Source organism: Pseudobutyrivibrio ruminis HUN009, from assembly GCF_000703005.1.
GTDB lineage: Bacteria > Bacillota > Clostridia > Lachnospirales > Lachnospiraceae > Pseudobutyrivibrio > Pseudobutyrivibrio ruminis_A.
Window position 1 is genome coordinate 2,516,682 of the sequence record NZ_JNLH01000001.1, and the last position, 19,101, is coordinate 2,535,782.

Annotated in this window: 12 protein-coding genes; 1 reads left to right on the plus strand and 11 read right to left on the minus strand. The window is 38.3% G+C overall.

Annotated features, from left to right (window positions below):
* Positions 1-381 precede the first annotated feature (381 nt).
* The 10 genes from radA to BO15_RS0111470 form a co-directional block, all read right to left on the minus strand.
* Entirely contained in the window at positions 382-1,767 is a 1,386-nt protein-coding gene (gene radA / locus BO15_RS0111425) for a DNA repair protein RadA (RefSeq protein WP_033154423.1), read from the minus strand.
* A gap of 72 nt (positions 1,768-1,839) precedes the next feature.
* Positions 1,840-2,253, minus strand: a complete 414-nt coding sequence (locus BO15_RS0111430) for a hypothetical protein (RefSeq protein WP_033154424.1) — start codon at positions 2,251-2,253, stop codon at positions 1,840-1,842.
* 96 nt (positions 2,254-2,349) lie between these two features.
* Positions 2,350-4,791 (minus strand): ATP-dependent Clp protease ATP-binding subunit, encoded by a 2,442-nt coding sequence (locus BO15_RS0111435; RefSeq protein WP_033154425.1) that lies wholly within the window; start codon positions 4,789-4,791, stop codon positions 2,350-2,352.
* A 13-nt stretch (positions 4,792-4,804) separates the two neighbouring features.
* Positions 4,805-6,268 (minus strand): hypothetical protein, encoded by a 1,464-nt coding sequence (locus BO15_RS0111440; RefSeq protein ID WP_033154426.1) that lies wholly within the window; start codon positions 6,266-6,268, stop codon positions 4,805-4,807.
* 116 nt (positions 6,269-6,384) lie between these two features.
* Positions 6,385-6,579: a hypothetical protein gene (locus BO15_RS0111445; protein WP_033154427.1), complete on the minus strand. Its 195-nt coding sequence runs from the start codon at positions 6,577-6,579 to the stop codon at positions 6,385-6,387.
* Between the two features lie 68 nt (positions 6,580-6,647).
* Positions 6,648-7,790 carry an aldo/keto reductase gene (locus BO15_RS0111450; RefSeq protein ID WP_033154428.1) on the minus strand — a complete coding sequence of 381 codons (1,143 nt, stop codon included), beginning with the start codon at positions 7,788-7,790 and terminating at the stop codon, positions 6,648-6,650.
* A 145-nt stretch (positions 7,791-7,935) separates the two neighbouring features.
* Entirely contained in the window at positions 7,936-9,363 is a 1,428-nt protein-coding gene (locus tag BO15_RS0111455; protein WP_033154429.1) for an NCS2 family permease, read from the minus strand.
* A gap of 34 nt (positions 9,364-9,397) precedes the next feature.
* Positions 9,398-10,990 (minus strand): CTP synthase, encoded by a 1,593-nt coding sequence (locus BO15_RS0111460; RefSeq protein WP_033154430.1) that lies wholly within the window; start codon positions 10,988-10,990, stop codon positions 9,398-9,400.
* Position 10,991: 1 nt separating this feature from the next.
* The gene (locus tag BO15_RS0111465; protein ID WP_033154431.1) at positions 10,992-11,564 is read right to left on the minus strand and encodes an ANTAR domain-containing response regulator; all 573 of its coding nucleotides are present in this window, start codon (positions 11,562-11,564) and stop codon (positions 10,992-10,994) included.
* Positions 11,565-11,578: 14 nt separating this feature from the next.
* Positions 11,579-12,826, minus strand: coding sequence for a glutamine synthetase family protein (locus BO15_RS0111470; protein ID WP_033154432.1), 1,248 nt, complete (start codon positions 12,824-12,826; stop codon positions 11,579-11,581).
* Positions 12,827-13,085: 259 nt separating this feature from the next.
* Between BO15_RS0111470 and BO15_RS0111475 the strand changes: the two genes are divergently transcribed.
* A complete protein-coding gene (locus tag BO15_RS0111475; protein ID WP_033154433.1) occupies positions 13,086-17,339 on the plus strand; it encodes a 2-hydroxyacyl-CoA dehydratase in 4,254 nt (1,417 codons plus the stop codon).
* A 40-nt stretch (positions 17,340-17,379) separates the two neighbouring features.
* Here the strand turns inward: BO15_RS0111475 and BO15_RS0111480 are convergent, their stop codons facing one another.
* Complete coding sequence (locus tag BO15_RS0111480; RefSeq protein WP_033154434.1) at positions 17,380-18,990, minus strand: alpha-glucosidase; 1,611 nt, start codon at positions 18,988-18,990, stop codon at positions 17,380-17,382.
* Positions 18,991-19,101 lie beyond the last annotated feature (111 nt).

Genomic DNA, 19,101 nt, shown 5'->3' on the forward strand with positions numbered 1-19,101 from the left:
ATGTTTAAATAAAAACTTGTATTAATTCAAGGTTTGTTTCACTGTTCAGTTATCAATCTTCGCTTTGTTGTTGCCCTCAGCAGCAACTCGTTTATATTATCACGATGCTGTGTTTTTGTCAACAACTTTTTGATTTATTTTGTGAACTTTTTAGGAAATCAAAATTGTTTATACAATTCTTTCAATTCCTTGTTCCGTTCAGCACTTCGTTTCCCTCAGTGCTCGATTATAATATCACCTAAAATAGGGCGTGTCAACAGAATTTCTGTGTTTTTTTAAAGTAAATCTATTTAACTAATCGCATCGCAATTGTGTGAATTGTACCAATTATTTTATCAATTCTATTTTGACGCCCATATATAGGTCACATAAGCATCTTCATTATCGAGATATAGCATCAACTGCTTCTTTTATATTTGATACGCCAACGACTATAATCCCATCAATATTTTTCACAGAAGGTATATTTGACATAGGCATTATTACCCTCTTAAATCCAAGCTTCTTAGCTTCGTTAACTCGCTGCTCTGCCATTGACACAGATCTAACTTCGCCTGACAAACCTATCTCACCAAATACTATCGTTCCTTCGTCAACAGGTATGTCCTTTTCACTAGAATATATAGCAAGTGCTATTGCCAAATCGATTGCAGGCTCATTAATTCTAATACCACCAGCTATATTTACATATACGTCGGATCTGCCTAAGAATATACCACAAGCTTTGTTAGCCTTAGCATCTCTCATTCTTTCAAGTACTGCAACCAACAAATTGACTCTATTATAATCGCACCCTGTAGCCATTCTTCTAGGGATTTCAAAAGCCGTTTTACTAACTAACGACTGAATCTCAACAAGAATAGGTCTGGTTCCCTCCATAGAACATGTTACGATAGAACCAGTAGCATTTTCAGGTCTGCCATCTAACATAACTGCAGAAGGATTCTTCACCTGCTCTAAACCAGTATCTCTCATTTCAAAAACGCCGATTTCATTGGTTGACCCAAATCTATTCTTTACTCCGCGAAGTATTCTATAAGAAGCATGCCTATCTCCTTCAAAATACAACACCGTATCTACCATATGTTCCAATACTCTCGGTCCTGCAACAGTACCCTCCTTTGTTACGTGTCCTACTATAAAGACAGCTATACCTTTGCCTTTGGCTATTTCCATTAATACACTCGTTGATTCTCTAACCTGAGAAACCGAGCCTGGAGCAGAACCCACAGCTTCATTGAACATCGTTTGAATAGAATCTATGATAAGAACAGTTGGCATCTCTCTTTCTACAACTGCTTTTATAGTATCTAGATTTGTTTCGCATAATAAATCCAGTTTATCATTAAATTTGCCAATTCTATCTGCCCTTATTTTTATTTGCTGTAATGACTCTTCACCAGAAACATACATGACATTTACCCCAGACAAACACAGCTTTTGACATGTCTGAAGCAGAAGCGTTGACTTACCAATACCAGGATCACCGCCAACCAAAACCATAGAACCAGGAACAATTCCTCCGCCTAATACTCGATTAAACTCTTCGATATTTGTAGATATTCTCTGTTCATTGGATGCAGTAACATCGATGATTTTTGTAGGTTTTACATCCGATACCTTTGCTCGACTTTTAACGGACGTCTTATCTATAACTTCTTCAACTAAAGAGTTCCACGCGCCACATGATGGACATTTGCCGGCCCACTTAGATGTTTCGTTTCCACATTCCTGACAGAAAAACACCGAAACCTTTTTATTTGCCATAATATATCTCCTTCTAAATAAAAAAATCTTCCCACCTTTATTTGTGGGAAGATAATAGTTTAAATTACAGTATTAAACTCTACTAACCTGAACCGTTACTGCAACCCCTGGATCAAGCTCAACTGAAAGATTAAGCTTGCCTCCAAGATTAGTCTTCATCTGACCTGCGCTTGCGCCATTTACAGTAATGTCATAGCTTGTCTCTGGTTCAAGCTCTAAAGTGATCATTGCATCTTCTTTGCCCTCAACTGTAAACGAAACAGAATCAGAAGTACAATTGAACTTTTCTACTGCTGTACCAGGTACAGATTCATAAACAAACATCCCATTACGCTCTAACTTAGTGATATCTGAAAATGTCTTTACCTTGTACAAATCTCCGTCGTGTTTGTAGTCTTCAAGCTTCTTCTTATCAGCTAATGTATAATCCCCAAAGCTGATAGTTCCGTCTGCTTCACTGCGAATCAACTCACTAATCACAGCCATTTTTATTCCTCCTGTAGCCACTGCTTACCTGCAGATTGTCTTATTCAGATTATAGCAAAGGAATATCATTTTAACAACAAGACCCACAAATTATTATTAGCATTTTTCAAAAACTACTACGTCTTTTTTAACCTTTGCTTTTACTGAATCAGATGGCTTTATTTTGCCTGCTAAAATATCCTCTGCCATTACGTCTTCAAGAGCCGTCTGTATCTTTCTACGAATTGGACGAGCTCCGTATTTAGGATCAAATGCCTTATCAACTATCCATGTCTTAACCGATGCTGGAATTGTAACTGTAATATCCATCTGTTCTTTGCATCTAGCAATAAACTGCTTAACCTGCAAGCCAGCAATCTCTTTCATATCATCCTTTGTAAGAGCTCTAAATACTATTGTTTCATCAATACGGTTTAGGAATTCAGGCTTAAAGATTCGCTTAACCTCTTCCATTACGCCATTCTTCATAAACTCGTAATCTTTGCTGGCATCCTCTTTCGATGCAAAACCAAGCTTTTTAGGCTCTATAATTGCTTGAGCACCTGCATTACTTGTCATGATAATAATAGTATTCTTAAAGTCAACTTTTCGTCCCTGTGAATCTGTAACGTGACCATCATCCAAAATCTGTAATAGAACATTGAATACATCTGGATGTGCCTTTTCAATCTCATCAAATAGAATTACCGAATATGGATTACGACGAACCTTTTCTGACAGCTGACCGCCCTCCTCATAACCAACATATCCTGGAGGTGAGCCAATCATTTTAGAAACTGAATGCTTCTCCATATATTCACTCATATCAACTCTAATCATTGATGATTCATTACCAAAGACTGCCTCTGCCAATGCTTTAGAAATCTCTGTTTTACCAACGCCTGTTGGACCAAGGAATAAGAACGAACCAATTGGTCTACCCTTTTCTTTAAGTCCCACTCTACCTCTACGAACTGCTCTGGCAACTGCAGAAACTGCCTCTTCTTGGCCAACAACACGCTTGTGCAAAATGCTTTCGATTTTACGAAGTCTTACTGACTCCTGTTCTGTTAATTTAGATACAGGAATCTTTGTCCATAATGCCACAACCTTTGCGACATCATTTTCCGTGAGAACAACAGGTTTTGACTTTGAACGTCTGTTAAGCTTCTTTTGCTCCGCTTCTTTCTTGAGGATAAGCTCATCCTTTTCTTTTTTGATTGAACTAGCAAGCGCAATATCACCAGCAATAATGGCATTTTCCATATCTTCTGAAAGCTGGTCTATTTGTTTATCTAAGCTGTCATCTTTTGTTATTTTCTTTACGTCATTAAGCTTGATAGCAGCAGCTGCCTCATCCATTAAATCGATGGCTTTATCAGGCAAAAATCTGTCTGCTATATAGCGTTCTGAAAGATGCACGCATGCCTCAACAGCTTCATCCGGAATAGTGATTCCATGATGCTCTTCGTATAAGTGTCGAACACCTTTGAGGATATCAATTGTTTCTTCTATAGAAGGTTCCTCAACCATAACAGGTTGGAAACGTCTTTCTAATGCAGCATCCTTTTCTACGTATTTACGATACTCATTGATAGTTGTAGCGCCGAGAATCTGAATCTCGCCACGAGCCATAGCTGGCTTCAAAATGTTAGATGCATCAATAGCACCTTCAGCTCCACCAGCCCCAATTAATGTGTGGATTTCATCTATGAATAGGAGAATATTGCCTTCTTCAATAACTTCAGCAATAACTTTTTTAATTCTCTCTTCGAATTCGCCACGGTACTTTGAACCAGCAACCATTCCTGACAAATCGAGTGAAAGTACTCTGAGATCCTTTACAGAATCAGGAACATTTCCGTCAACAATTCTTTCTGCTAAGCCTTCAACAATTGCTGTTTTACCAACACCAGGCTCACCAATAAGACAAGGGTTGTTCTTTCCTCGTCTAGATAAAATTTGAATTACACGCTGAATTTCAGAATCTCTTCCAACAACAGGATCCAATTCCCCTTCTTCAGCAAGTTCCGTTAAATCTCTAGAGAATTGATCCAGGTAAGATGCCTCGTTTTTACGTGAACGGCCACTATTAATAGCCTGCATCTCTTCCTTGTATACAACACCTTCTGCACCCATTCCTGCAACTAATTCAGAAAATAGTTTATGTGGGTTAATATCTAAGGAATTGAGCAGACGCGCACCAGAACAATCCTGCATACGAATCATAGCTAATAAAAGATGTTCTGTTCCTATAGTCTTAGAATTGCATTTTGCTGCTTCTTCACTAGCATGCTCTAATAATTGTTCCATTTTAGGTGTGTAGCCATCTCTCTCCTGAATGGCTATCTCACCGCCTGGAGAGATAAGCTCCTCCACAAGCTTGAGTAACGCTGCTTTATCTACACCATTAGAATTCAAAACCTTGGCAGCAAGTGAGTTCTCCTGCTCAATAATAGAAATAAGGAGATGCTCAGTACCAACATAGCTATGCTGCAATGACTTTGAAAGCTTTGATGCTCCTGTGATTGCACGTTTTGCTTGTCTTGAATATTCCATATTTTCGCTCCTTTTATAGGTCGTTTAAATCCATCATATTAAGACTAGATGCTCTACGAGCCTCATATGATTCTGACTCAAATCTAGATTTAGAGAAATCTCTGTCATCGTCTTCATCGTCTTCATCAAAATCATCGTACTCTTCGTCATCGTCGTCATAGTACTCTTCGTCGTCATCGTATTCATCATCTTCTTCATCGTCTTCGCCATCGTTTTCGCCACGATCTTTTCCGCCAAAAACTATAGAACGAGGCAATCTACGAGAAGATTTTGTAGGTGCCTTAGCAAATACATCACCATCGAAATCATCGTCATCACCATGACCTCTAATAGCTTTGTTGATGATGATAAATAAAAGTACCACACAAAGAACTATAAGTCCCATGATGATTTTGCGATATAAGTTAAGCTTCTCTACATATAAATTATTGTCGGTAGTTGTTTCTGTTTCATCTACCTCTTCTGTAGTATCTGTAGTTGTTGAAGCAGAAAGTGCAGATTCATCTACCCTGGAAACAGTCTTATAAGTGCTGTCGTATACAAACCAGCCTGTTGCACCGTCCTGGTTTGAACCATAAACATAGAAAAACTCTGCTCCATCAATTGTGTATGCAGTAGCTGTACCACCATTCACATCAAGTGTAGTAGCTGTAAAAGAAGATGTAGGCGCTGAGCCATTATCGCTAACAATAACGTAGCTATCTGCTGTTCCAAGCATTAAGAATGGCGAAACAGTGCCTGCTTCTGCATTATATAAATAGAAAACACCTGAGCCAGATGTGTTGTCAGCTGGCTTTAAATAAAGCAATGTAAGAGCGCCATTTGTAGGCTCGCTGTATGTACTTGAACCGATTGTAACAGTTGTCTTAGAGAAACCTGCTGGCATGTCAGAATCGGAGAATCTCTCTGAAACAACATACGCAACACCATCTATATCAAATCCGCCATCTGAATTTAATGTACCAACACCGCTTGTCGCTGTAGTTTCAACAGGTGTTTCCTCTGTGGTCTCTTCTGTTGTTTCAGTAGCTTCTTCTGTTGTAGCTTCTGCTGCTGTTTCTTCTGTAGAAGACTCAGTAGCTGTGCTTGTAGATGAAGTGCTAGATGAGCCTCCGATAGTAAGTGTTGTGCTGCTACCTGAATTTGCGGATGAAGAAACTATGATAGAAGCTGTTCCTTCTGAAGCTGCTGAAAATACGATATCCCCTTCCTTTCCAGAGAAAGAAACTGCATTTCCTTCAGATGTGTACCCAGAAACACTGCAACTACTAAGTGAAAGCATGCTAGCTGTATACTTAACTGTGATTGTGCCGCTTTCAGTTGCTGAAATTGAAACTGTGATGGAATCACCAACTGCCGCTGAACTTTTAGAAACATTAATAGTGGTTGTTCCCTGTGCCATAGCAACAATATTAAACGCAAAAACCATTACAGCTATAGCTGCAAAGCTAACTGCTCTTTTAAACAATTTATTCATAATCAATTACCTTCCTTAAAAACCCAGTGTACATTATATCGGTGAAAAAGCCTTTTTCGCTAATATAAATACACTATATATAGATACTTTAATTATAGGTAACCCCCAATACTTAGTCAACAATTTCTACAAAGTAAATAGAGCCAAATTGAGCTAGAAAGCCCTGAGAATGAGCCTATTACTCCGCCTGCATTATTACTAGAAATATGTATATCAAATATAAATAATAAAAAGAAAATAATTCCTACTGCTACAATAAATGAGATAGCTGCCAATGATACTATTAATTCCTTATCAAGTTTCTTTTTCATAAAAAATACCTCCTGAATCATCTTATGTATAAGATAATATCAGAAGGTATGTACATATTTATGGACTTCTAGTTTTCAAATAATTCCGCTACTAGCTCAAGATTCTTTCTAATAGGAAGATGTTGTGGACAAATATTCTCACATTTACCGCATTTAATGCAATCACTAGCCTTACCAAAATTTGCATTTAAACGCTCGTAGTATTCACGTTGAATAGTAAATCCTTTATCCTTTGATTCCTGTTTTTCTGCGTTATACAATGAGAAATACTTTGGAATTGGAATATTCATTGGACAGCCGTCTACGCAATAAGCACATGCTGTACATGGAATTGCAATAGCACCGTTAATAATATCTCTTGCCATAGCAACAAGCTTTTGTTCTTCCTCTGATAGAGGCTTAAAATCTGCCATATAGCCTGTGTTATCAAGGAGCATCTGTTCACTTCCCATTCCAGAAAGAACCATCTTTACATTTGGGAGTGACGCCGCAAAACGTATAGCCCACGATGGAATTGAAGCATTAGCATCGTAGTTCTTGAATAAATCTGTCACTGCATCTGGCACATTTGCTAATGTACCGCCTTTAACTGGTTCCATAACAACTACTGGCTTATTGTGCTTTACACATACCTCGTAGCATTTTCTTGATTGAATAGCTTCACTTTCCCAATCAAGGTAGTTTATCTGAAGCTGAACGAATTCAACCTCTGGATGCTCTGTGAGAATTCTGTCTAAAAGCTCAGCTCTGTCATGATAAGAGAATCCCATATGCTTAACAAGGCCTGCTTCTTTCTTTTTAGCCAGCCATTCAAAGCTTCCAAGCTCTGTATATTTCTTATAGTGTCCCTCGCCCACATCGTGGATAAGGTAATAATCAAAATATGAAACGCCCGTCTTTTCCAACTGCTTGTTGAAAATATCATCCATCTCTTCGGCTTTATTAAAGAAGCCAGCATGAAGTTTGTCGGCAAGGGTGAATTTGTCTCTAGGATATCTATCTACCAATGCCTCTTTTGTAGCATTTTCGGACTTAAATCCGCAATACATCCAAGCAGTATCAAAATATGTAAATCCTCTTTCAATAAAGGTATCAACCATCTTTTTAAGAGTCTCTACATCAATTGAATCCTCTTTGTTAGGATCTAATCTTGGTAAACGCATTAAACCAAAACCGAGTTTTTTAGTGTTATCCCCAAATATATTTGCCATTAGTCCTCTCCTTTCAATTGTGCAAAATCTATTTACATAATACTCCACACTCCATATAGTTAGTCAATAGAAACTCAGATATTCACTTTCAATAAAAAAGCTAGCTCTGTAATTAGAGCTAGCCTTTGAATGTCTATATTATTTCTTATACTGCCAAGAAGAACTTGATAAGGAAAAGTACTGAGATTACATATGTAAGAGCAGATACTTCCTTTGCCTTGCCTGTGAACACCTTGATTACTGTGTAAGAAATCATTGCAAGACCAATACCATGTCCAATTGAACCTGAAACAGGCATAGCAATAAGCATAATAGTAACAGGTACACATACTGAAAGGTCATCAAAGTTTACCTTCTTAAGACCTGTCATCATAAGAACACCAACATAGATGAGCGCTGCTGATGTTGCAGCTGCTGGAATGATTGCTGCGATAGGTGCAAGGAAAATGCAAAGAAGGAAAGCAATACCGCATGTAAGTGCTGTAAGACCTGTACGTCCTCCTGCCTCAACACCTGAAGCTGACTCGATAAATGTTGTAACTGTTGATGTACCTGTGCAAGCACCGAAAATTGTTCCGACAGAATCTGAAAGAAGAGCTTCCTTCATGTTTGGCATATTGCCTTCTCTATCAACCATACCTGCACGAGAAGCTGTACCTACTAATGTTCCAATTGTATCGAACATATCAATGATACAGAATGTGATAACAAGTGTTACTGCTGTAAACCACCCCATCTGAGTTAGACCAGCAAAATTAAACTTAAAGAGTGTTGTTGTAGCCATATCACCAAATGCAGGAACAAATGATGCTGTTGCAAGTGATGCAAAAGGATTCTGGCCAAGTACGAAGAAATCGCCAATCCAGTAAATTACTGATGCAGCAAGCATACCAATAATAACTGAAGCTTTAACACCCTTTGATGCAAGAACTACAATAATAAACAAACCAACAAACATTGTAATAACAGAAAGAACCATTACTGGGTAAGCATCTGTCATTGTCTGCTTAGCGTATGAAGCTGTAAGAGCTCCGAAGAAATCTTTCATTGCAAAAAACTGATTGAAGTTTGAATCTGCAATGTAAACATTTGAGCCAAAACCAATGTTAAGAAGCATAAGTCCAATAGCTGGTGAAATACCAAGACGAATGCCAAGTGGAATTGCATCTACAATCTTTTCACGAATATTGAGAAGTGAAAGGATAAAGAATACAATACCTTCGATAAGAATGATGCAAAGCATTGCCTGGAATGACTCTACATATCCCATACCAGTCATAGCAACAAGGTTGCCGATTACAATAGCCATGAATGAGTTAAGTCCCATACCTGGAGCAAGACAGAAAGGCTTATTTGCAAGGAAAGCCATAACAAACATAGCAACCGCTGATGAAATACATGTGGCAAGGAATACACCATTCCAAAGTGCCTGACCGCCTGCACCGTAACCAGTAAGAAGGTTTGGATTCAAGGCAATGATATAAGCCATTGTCATGAATGTGGTGAGACCAGCGATGATTTCGGTCTTTACAGAAGTGTTGTTCTCTTTGAGTTTAAATCTTTTCTCTAACATTTTTTTCTCCTTTATATAAAAAATTTATAGGGAACTACTTCAAGCTTGCTTTAATAAACGCAGCAAACAATGGATGTGGCTTATTTGGGCGGCTCTTAAACTCAGGATGGAATTGTACACCTACATGGAATTTGTTTGTTGAAACTTCAATTGCTTCAACAACTTCATCATTAGGTGAAGTACCTGAAATTGTGAGACCTTTTTCTGTCATAAGCTCACGATATTGATTATTAAACTCGAATCTATGTCTATGGCGCTCAGATATATTTTCTGAACCATATGCTTCATATAATTTTGTATTTTTTTGAACTGCACAAGGATATGCTCCAAGGCGCATTGTTCCGCCCTTTCTAAGAACAGCCATCTGCTCTTCCATAAGGTCGATTACGCAATTCTTTCCTGTGCTATTAAACTCACGAGAATTGGCATCCTCAAGGCCGCAAACATTTCTTGCAAACTCAATTGCAGCAACCTGCATACCCAAGCAAATGCCAAGATAAGGAATATCATTTTCACGCGCGAACTGGCAAGCAACTATCTTTCCTTCTACTCCTCTATCGCCAAATCCTCCTGGTACAAGAATTCCATCTACACCACCTAAAACATCTTTTACATTGTCTTTTGTGATTGTTTCAGAATCGACCCATTCGATATCAACGTGAGCACTGTTTGCATATCCGCCGTGGTATAATGCTTCGCGAACTGATAAATAAGCATCATGAAGTGCAACGTACTTACCAACAATAGCAATTTTTGTCACCTTCTTCAAGCCTTTTATATTATCTACCATTTTTTCCCATTCTTCAATGTCTGGAGAAGGATTTTCTAAACCAAGTTCACGACATACCACATCATCAAGACCATACTTGTGCATCATAAGAGGTGCTTCATATAAGCAATCAAGGGTATCATTCTCAATAACGCAGTCTTTCTTTACATTACAGAATAGAGAAATCTTATCCTTAATAGACTGCTCAAGTGGATGATCAACACGGCAAACAATAATATTTGGCGAAATACCAAGAGACTGTAGTTCCTTAACTGAATGTTGTGTTGGCTTTGATTTATGTTCTTCTGAGCCTGAAAGCCATGGAACCAAAGTTACATGAATAAATAAGCAGTTTTCACGACCTTTTTCAAGAGATACCTGGCGAATAGCCTCAAGGAAAGGCTGTGACTCAATATCACCAGTTGTTCCACCAATTTCTGTAATCAAAACATCACAATCAGATGTTTCTGCACCCATATAAATGAATCTCTTTATTTCTTCTGTGATATGTGGAATAACCTGAACAGTCTGGCCTAAATACTCACCTTTACGCTCACGATTAAGAACATTCCAATATACTTTTCCTGAAGTAAGATTTGAATATTTGTTAAGGCTTTCATCAATAAAGCGTTCATAATGTCCAAGATCAAGATCTGTTTCCGCTCCATCATCTGTAACAAAAACCTCACCATGCTGATATGGGCTCATTGTGCCAGGATCAACATTCATATAAGGATCAAGTTTTTGTGATGCGACCTTATAACCTCTCATTTTTAATAAACGTCCTAATGACGCTGCTGTAATACCTTTTCCTAATCCTGATACTACACCACCTGTAACAAATACATGCTTTGTCATCTTAAACTCCTTCGTATTTCTTTATAATATCTTTAGCAACTTCAACACGAGATTTTCGCATATCCATTGCTTGTTTCTCTATAGTTTTATGAGCTCCTTCCTCTGAAATATCATTATTAACAATCAATAGAAGCTTTGCTCTAGATATGATTTTCATATCCTCTAACTTTTGCTCTAGTTTTGCGCTTTCCTTATGAGCCATACTAATACGTCTTTGCGCAACTCTTGCAAGTTTCAAAGCCTGCCAAAATAACTGCTTATTTATTGGCTTTGAAACAGTTATAATACCGTAATCTTCAACGTGTTCTGCAACTTCGTCAATAAATTCTGCTTTAACAAACAATATGACCTGGCAATTATTCTTTTCAGCAATATCTATTGCTAAATCTTCTCCAGAGCTATTATCTATAGGTCCGTTTATAATACATATATCAAAATCGTAGTCCAAAATAGCTCTTTTTGCCCGAGGTCCATTGTCAGTTGCAACCACATCTACAATTCCATTTTCTTTAAGAAAGGATTTGTAAAACAGAGTTCCTTTTTCGTTGTTGCAGACAATCAATGCCCTTTCCATAAAACCTCTCCAAATTAAATATAAGATTTTATGATATCAATATATCGCTGAGTAACCTCACTGAAAGAAGACTTAGTGATAAACTCACTATTCTCAGCGCACTCGATAGCTTCCTCAATGGAAAGTGGTAGCATTTCCAAATAAGCAGATCTATCCTCTGTTAAGAATCTAGAATTTACTTCTAATGCAGGTGGAAGCTTTTCTTTATTTTTGATTCCCGCAAGACCTGCCTGTAGAATAATTGCACTTGCTAAATATGGATTAATACAAGAATCTGGAGAACGAAGTATAAAATGATCTCTCTTGCCATTAATTTCAGGAACTCTAAATAGTCTTGAGTTATTTTGTGAAGACCATGTAATATACTTTGGTGCTTCTGCCATTCCAAATCTGTTGTAAGAATCTTTTCTACAGTTTAGGAATAAAGTGATATCTCGCATTCTATTGAGAATACCTGCCATAAAACTTTCTGAGAAATCCTCATCAGCTGTTTGGAGATTTACATTCCCTTTGTAATTTGCCATCTTGATATGTAAACCATTTCCAGGTGCATCTTCCAATGGAAGTGGATCAAAAGATGCATAAACACCATTTCTGGCTGCTATATTTTCAACAACATTTTTATAAGTAACAAGGTTATCTGCTGTTGTAAGAACATCTGCAGACATGAAATCAATCTCATTTTGACCTGGCCCCCTCTCATGATGAGAAGTCTGTGGAATAATTCCCATTTCTTCCAAGGTAAGACAAATTTCTCTTCGAATGTTTTCCCCTTTATCACTTGGCGCAACATCAAGATATCCACCATTATCAAATGGTTCTTTAGTTGGATTTCCATCTTCATCTGTTTTAAATAGATAAAACTCAGATTTAAGACCCATACGAGTACTAAATCCTGCTTTTTCACATTCATTAAGGGTTTCTTTTAAGAAATTACGATAGTCATAAGTAAATGGAGTGCCGTCGGCAAGAACTACATCACAATACATACGAACAACTCGTCCTGATTGTGGACGCCAAGGCAAAATATGAAGTGTATCCGGATCTGGCTTAAGGAATAAATCCTGACTATCTCCATCATGATAGCCTAAAATTAAAAAGGAGTCGAAATTCACGCCTTCTTCAAAGGCGTGTTTCAACTCCTGTGGCATTATTGATATGTTTTTTTGCGTGCCGTATAGGTCACAAAAGGCTAGACGTATAAACTTTACGTCGTTTTCTTCAACGAAATCGATGATATCTTCTACTGATAGATTTGACATGCTCCCTCCAAAATAAAAAAAGCGTTTTTTTTTTGGAAAAATCTTTCCTAAAAAAAATACGCTCAATTACTCTGAAATATTACAACAGCATTATTCATTTGTAAAGAAAATTTTTTATAAATTTTCGATTGCATAAAATATAATTGTCTTTTAATTGAATAACATTTTTAAGATTTTGTTTATTGTATATTTGCTTATCTACATTTATAATACGTAATGTTGCAAAAATATTATATTAATAAGAAAGAATTATTATTATATGGAAAACAAATTATTCAAATTAGGCATCGATATAGGCTCTACAACCGTTAAGATTGCAGTGCTTGACGATGATAACAATCTTTTATTTTCTGACTATCAGAGACACTTTGCTAACATCCAGCAAACTCTCACTGATTTATTAACTCAAGCCAAGTCTAAGCTTGGTCAGATTCAAGTTCGTCCTATGATTACTGGCTCAGGCGGACTTACCCTTGCTAAGCACCTTGGCGTAGAATTTGTACAGGAAGTTATAGCTGTTTCTACAGCCCTCACACATTACGCTCCACAGACAGATGTTGCTATCGAGCTTGGTGGCGAGGATGCCAAAATCATTTACTTCGAAAATGGTAATGTTGAGCAGCGTATGAACGGTATCTGTGCAGGTGGTACTGGTTCATTCATCGATCAGATGGCTTCTTTGCTCCAGACAGATGCTACTGGCCTTAATGCATATGCAAAAGACTATAAAGCTATCTATCCTATCGCTGCTCGTTGCGGTGTTTTTGCAAAGACAGATATTCAGCCACTTATCAATGAAGGTGCGTCAAAGGAAGACTTATCTGCTTCTATTTTCCAGGCAGTAGTTAATCAGACTATCTCAGGTCTTGCATGCGGTAAGCCAATTCGTGGTCACGTTGCATTCCTTGGTGGTCCTCTTCACTTCTTGGATCAACTTAGGGAAGCATTTATTCGTACACTTAAATTAGATGATGAACATGCTATCTTGCTTGATAACTCTCATCTTTTTGCAGCTATTGGTTCTGCACTTAACTCAAAGGAAGATCAGAACGTACCTATGGACGAGCTTATCGATAAGCTTTCACAGGGAATCAAAATGGACTTTGAGGTTGCCAGACTAGAGCCTTTATTCGAGGGCGAGGACGATTTCAGAGCCTTCAAGGACAGACATGCAAAGGCTCAGGTTAAGAAGGGTGATTTAGCTAACTATCACGGTAATGTTTACCTTGGTATTGATGCTGGTTCTACTACTACAAAGCTTGCTGTTGTAGGTGATGACGGCACACTTCTTTACTCATTCTACTCAAGCAATAATGGTAGCCCACTTGCTACATCACTTAAGGCTCTTAAAGAAATTTACTCTATCATGCCTGAAGATACACATATCGTGCACTCTTGCTCAACAGGTTATGGTGAGGCTTTACTTAAGGCAGCACTTCAGCTTGACGACGGTGAGGTAGAGACAATCGCTCACTACTATGCTGCAGCATTCTTTAATCCTGATGTAGACTGTATCCTTGATATCGGTGGTCAGGATATGAAGTGTATCCGTATTAAGAATGGAGTTGTTGATAGCGTACAACTTAACGAAGCATGTTCTTCTGGTTGTGGATCATTCATCGAGACTTTCGCAAAGTCCCTTGATTTCACAGTTCAGGATTTCGCCGAGGAAGCGCTCTTCGCTCTCAACCCAATCGATCTTGGTACACGTTGTACCGTATTTATGAATTCAAAGGTTAAGCAGGCACAGAAGGAAGGTGCTTCAGTTGCAGATATTTCATCTGGTCTTGCTTACTCAGTTATAAAGAACGCACTCTTCAAGGTTATCAAGCTTTCTGATGCTTCAGAGCTCGGCAAGAACATCGTTGTTCAGGGTGGTACATTCTACAATGATGCAGTTCTTCGTTCTCTTGAAAAGGTTGCAGGTGTAAATGTAGTTCGTCCTGATATTGCAGGTATCATGGGTGCCTTTGGTTGTGCCCTTATCGCTAAGGAACGTTACGAAGAAAATCCTACTACAACTACACTTGGCATTGATGAGATTAACAACCTTACATTTGATACAAAGCTCACTCGTTGTCAGGGCTGTGTGAACCACTGCTTACTTACAATCAATAGATTCTCAGGCGGACGTTCATTCATCACTGGTAACAGATGTGAAAAGGGTGCAGGCGGTGTTAAGAACAAAGAAAACATCCCTAACCTTTATGAATATAAGTACAACAGATTATTTGATTACGAACCACTTTCTGAGGAGGAAGCAACTCGTGGTACAGTTGGTATTCCACGTGTCCTTAACCTATATGAGAATTACCCATTCTGGGCTACATTCTTTAAAGCTCTTAAATTTAGAGTAGTTCTCTCTCCTCGTTCAAACCGTAAGGTTTACGAAATGGGTATCGAGTCAATCCCATCTGAGTCAGAGTGCTACCCAGCAAAGATGGCGCACGGTCATGTTCAGTGGCTTATTAACGAAGGTAATGTGGACTTCATTTACTATCCTTGTATTCCATACGAGAGAAATGAGTTCCCTGATTCAAACAACCACTACAACTGCCCTATCGTTACATCTTACGCTGAAAATATTAAGAATAATGTGGATGAAATTACAACTGGAAAGGTTCGTTTCCTTAATCCATTTATGGCATTCTCTTCAGAAGAGATTCTTACAACTCAGCTTGAAAAGGTATTCAAGGAAGAGTTTGATATCTCAGCTAGCGAAGTAAAAGCAGCTGCACATGCAGCATGGCTTGAGCAGGAGCATTTCAGAAATGATATGTATGCAAAGGGCCAGGAAATTCTTAAGTATCTAGAAGAAACCGGAAAGCATGGTATAGTTCTTGCAGGACGTCCATACCACGTAGACCCAGAGATTAACCACGGTATTCCAGAGCTTATCAACAGCTATGGCATTGCAGTACTTACTGAGGATTCTATTTCAAACCTTGGTGAGGTTGAACGTCCTCTTATCGTTATGGACCAGTGGATGTTCCACTCACGTATGTACTCAGCTGCGAACTACGTTAAGAAGCATGATAACTTAGATTTAATCCAGCTCAACTCATTTGGTTGTGGTCTTGATGCCGTTACAACTGATCAGGTAGCTGATATCCTTACGCAGTCTGGCAAGATTTACACATGCCTCAAGATTGATGAGGTTAACAACCTTGGTGCTGCTCGTATCAGAGTTCGTTCTCTTCTTGCTGCACTTCGTGTTAAGAAAAAGAAGAAGCAGGAGCGCACTATTGTTCCAGCTAATTACAACCGTATCGTTTTTACAGAGGAAATGAAGAAGAATTACACAATCCTCTGCCCACAGATGTCACCTATCCACTTTGATTTAATCGAGCCTGCATTCAATGCAGCTGGTTATAATCTTGTGATTCCAAACATTCCAACACGTACATGTGTGGATGTAGGTCTTAAATATGTAAACAACGATGCTTGCTACCCTTCACTTATGGTAATCGGTCAGCTTATGGCTGCTATCGATACAGGCGAGTTTGATATGAGCCGCACAGCACTTCTCATCTCTCAGACAGGTGGTGGATGTCGTGCATCAAACTACATTGGATTCATCCGTAGAGCTCTTGCAAAGGCAGGATATCCTGATGTACCAGTTATTTCATTAAACCTTAACGGATTCGAGCCAAACCCTGGATTCAAGCTTACACCAAGCCTTATCCAGCATGGACTTTACGCTCTTACTTTTGGCGATATCTTACTTCGCTGTGTTTATAGAGTACGTCCTTATGAAGCAGTTCCTGGCTCAACAAACGAGCTTCACGATAAGTGGAGAAAGAAGGTTGTAGAGTTTGTATCTAACACAAAGATACTCTCTCATGGCAAGTTTAAGAGAATGTGTCGCGAAATGATTCGTGATTTCGATAACCTTCCTATCATCGAAGGTCTTAAGAAGCCACGTGTTGGTATCGTAGGAGAAATCCTTGTTAAGTTCCTTCCAGCAGCTAACAATCAGCTTGCTGAATTACTTGAGCAGGAAGGTGCCGAAGCAGTTGTACCAGACCTTACTGACTTCCTTCTTTACAGTTTCTACAATGCAAACTTTAAGGAAGAAAACCTTGGTGCAAGTCGCAAGACAAAGTTCTATTGCAACATGGGAATTAAATTCTTTGAATGGCTCAGAAGTGCTGCCAGAGATGAATTTAACAAGTCGAAGAGATTTACTGCTCCAGCATACATTACTGATACTGCAGCAAATGCGAGGGAAATCGTATCAATCGGAAACCAAACTGGTGAAGGATGGTTCCTTACTGGTGAAATGCTTGAGCTTATTGAAACAGGTGCAAGCAACATCGTATGTATCCAGCCATTTGGATGTTTACCAAACCACGTAGTTGGTAAGGGTGTTATCAAGCGTATCCGTCATGAGCACCCAGAGGCAAATATCGTTGCTATCGACTACGATCCAGGGGCATCTGAAGTTAACCAGCTTAACCGTATTAAGCTTATGCTTTCTACAGCAAATAAAAACTTGGCTAAGGCTGAGTAATATAGCAAAAGCCAGCTCCGCAGAGCTGGCTTTTTGTTTATCATATATTTGCCACCACTATTCTAAATTCATATGGCTTTAAGAAGAAGTTTTCTCTTTCTGCTTCCTCGTAATTACTAAAGATGATATTGTCACCATAAAATTCTACAGCCTTGTTGAAGCTAGAAAGATTGCAGTAAATGTAAAGTCTTTCATGAATAGATTCTCTGGTAAAGATATAAACATCACTTGGTGAGGCTACTCTTCTATAATTTCCATCCTGTAGTGCCTCTGAATTCTTTCGGAATTCAATCATACTCTTATAGAAGTTTAAGATGCTATTATCATCTCTAAGCTCTGTCTCAACATTAATAAATGATTTATTAGCATTAATTTTTAGCCAAGGTGTACCTGTAGTAAAACCTGCATTATCGCTTGCATCCCATTGTACGGGAGTTCTTGCATTGTCTCTTGTGGTCTGAAGAATTAATTTGCGTCGAATAGAGTGGACCAATAACATCTTTTTCAAAGATTGATTAATGTTATATGATTCTACGTCTTTTAGTTCCTTAAGGCCTTTAAAATCGCCATTTGTCATGCCAATTTCCTCACCCTCATATATAAAAGGAACTCCTCGAAGGCTAAGATTTAAACCGCATAAAAGTTTTGCACTTTTCTCCCAGTATTTGCCAACATTTCCAAAGTGATTAACGGAGCGAATCTGATCATGGTTTTCAAGATAATTGGCTGGGATCTCCAATGCATTTTGCCATTTATCCAACACTTTAATAAGCTTACTTGGATTAAATCCCTTTTTAAACCATTTTATTCCGTAGTTATCTACATCCATGTGCTCAAAGAAGAACACAGCATCAAGCTCTTTACGATTTTCATCACTAAGAAGCTTTGCATCATCAGGAGTCACAAAAACAGTTTCACCAACTATAAATGTCTTGTATTTGCTCCACACTTCCTCGTTGAAACGCTTTAATAATTCATGGCATCCTTCAGTGTTTAGATAGTGTTCCCTACCTGTCAATGCTAAACGCTTTTTTCCATTTTCCAGTGATTGTTTATAAATGATATTGATTACATCACATCTGAATCCAGCAACACCCTTATCTAGCCAAAATCTCATGATATCTGTTATTTCATCAAAGACATCGGGATTTTGCCAATTTAAATCCGGTTGTTTTTTACTAAAAAGGTGTAAGTAATAATCACCCTTTTCAGTTTTTGACCATGCTCGACCACCAAAGAAAGAGCCCCAGTTATTTGGATAGCTGCTTCCTACACCCTCTCTAAAATAATAGTAGTCTCTGTATTTATCATCTCCTGCCAAGGCCTTTTGAAACCATTCGTGCTCATCAGAAGTATGATTAATAACCAAATCCATTATGATTTTTATCCCAAGTCTTTTGGCTCTACTAATAAGCCTTTCCATATCTTCCATTGTGCCAAATTCGGGATTAATGTCTTTGTAATCAGAAATGTCATAGCCATTGTCATAGCCTGGACTGCGATAAACTGGGCTAAGCCAAATGGCGTCTATACCCAATTCTTTTAGATAATGTAATTTAGAGATTATGCCCGGAATATCCCCTATACCGTCGCCATTGCTGTCACAAAATGAGCGTGGATATATTTGATAAACTATAGCATTTTTCACCATTTTTTTGTACTAGTTGAAGCCATAACTATCCCCCATAGCATTGTGTGTGATAGATTAATAATAACTAAGTTGACACATTTTTTCAATGATTTATTCACAATTTACACACAA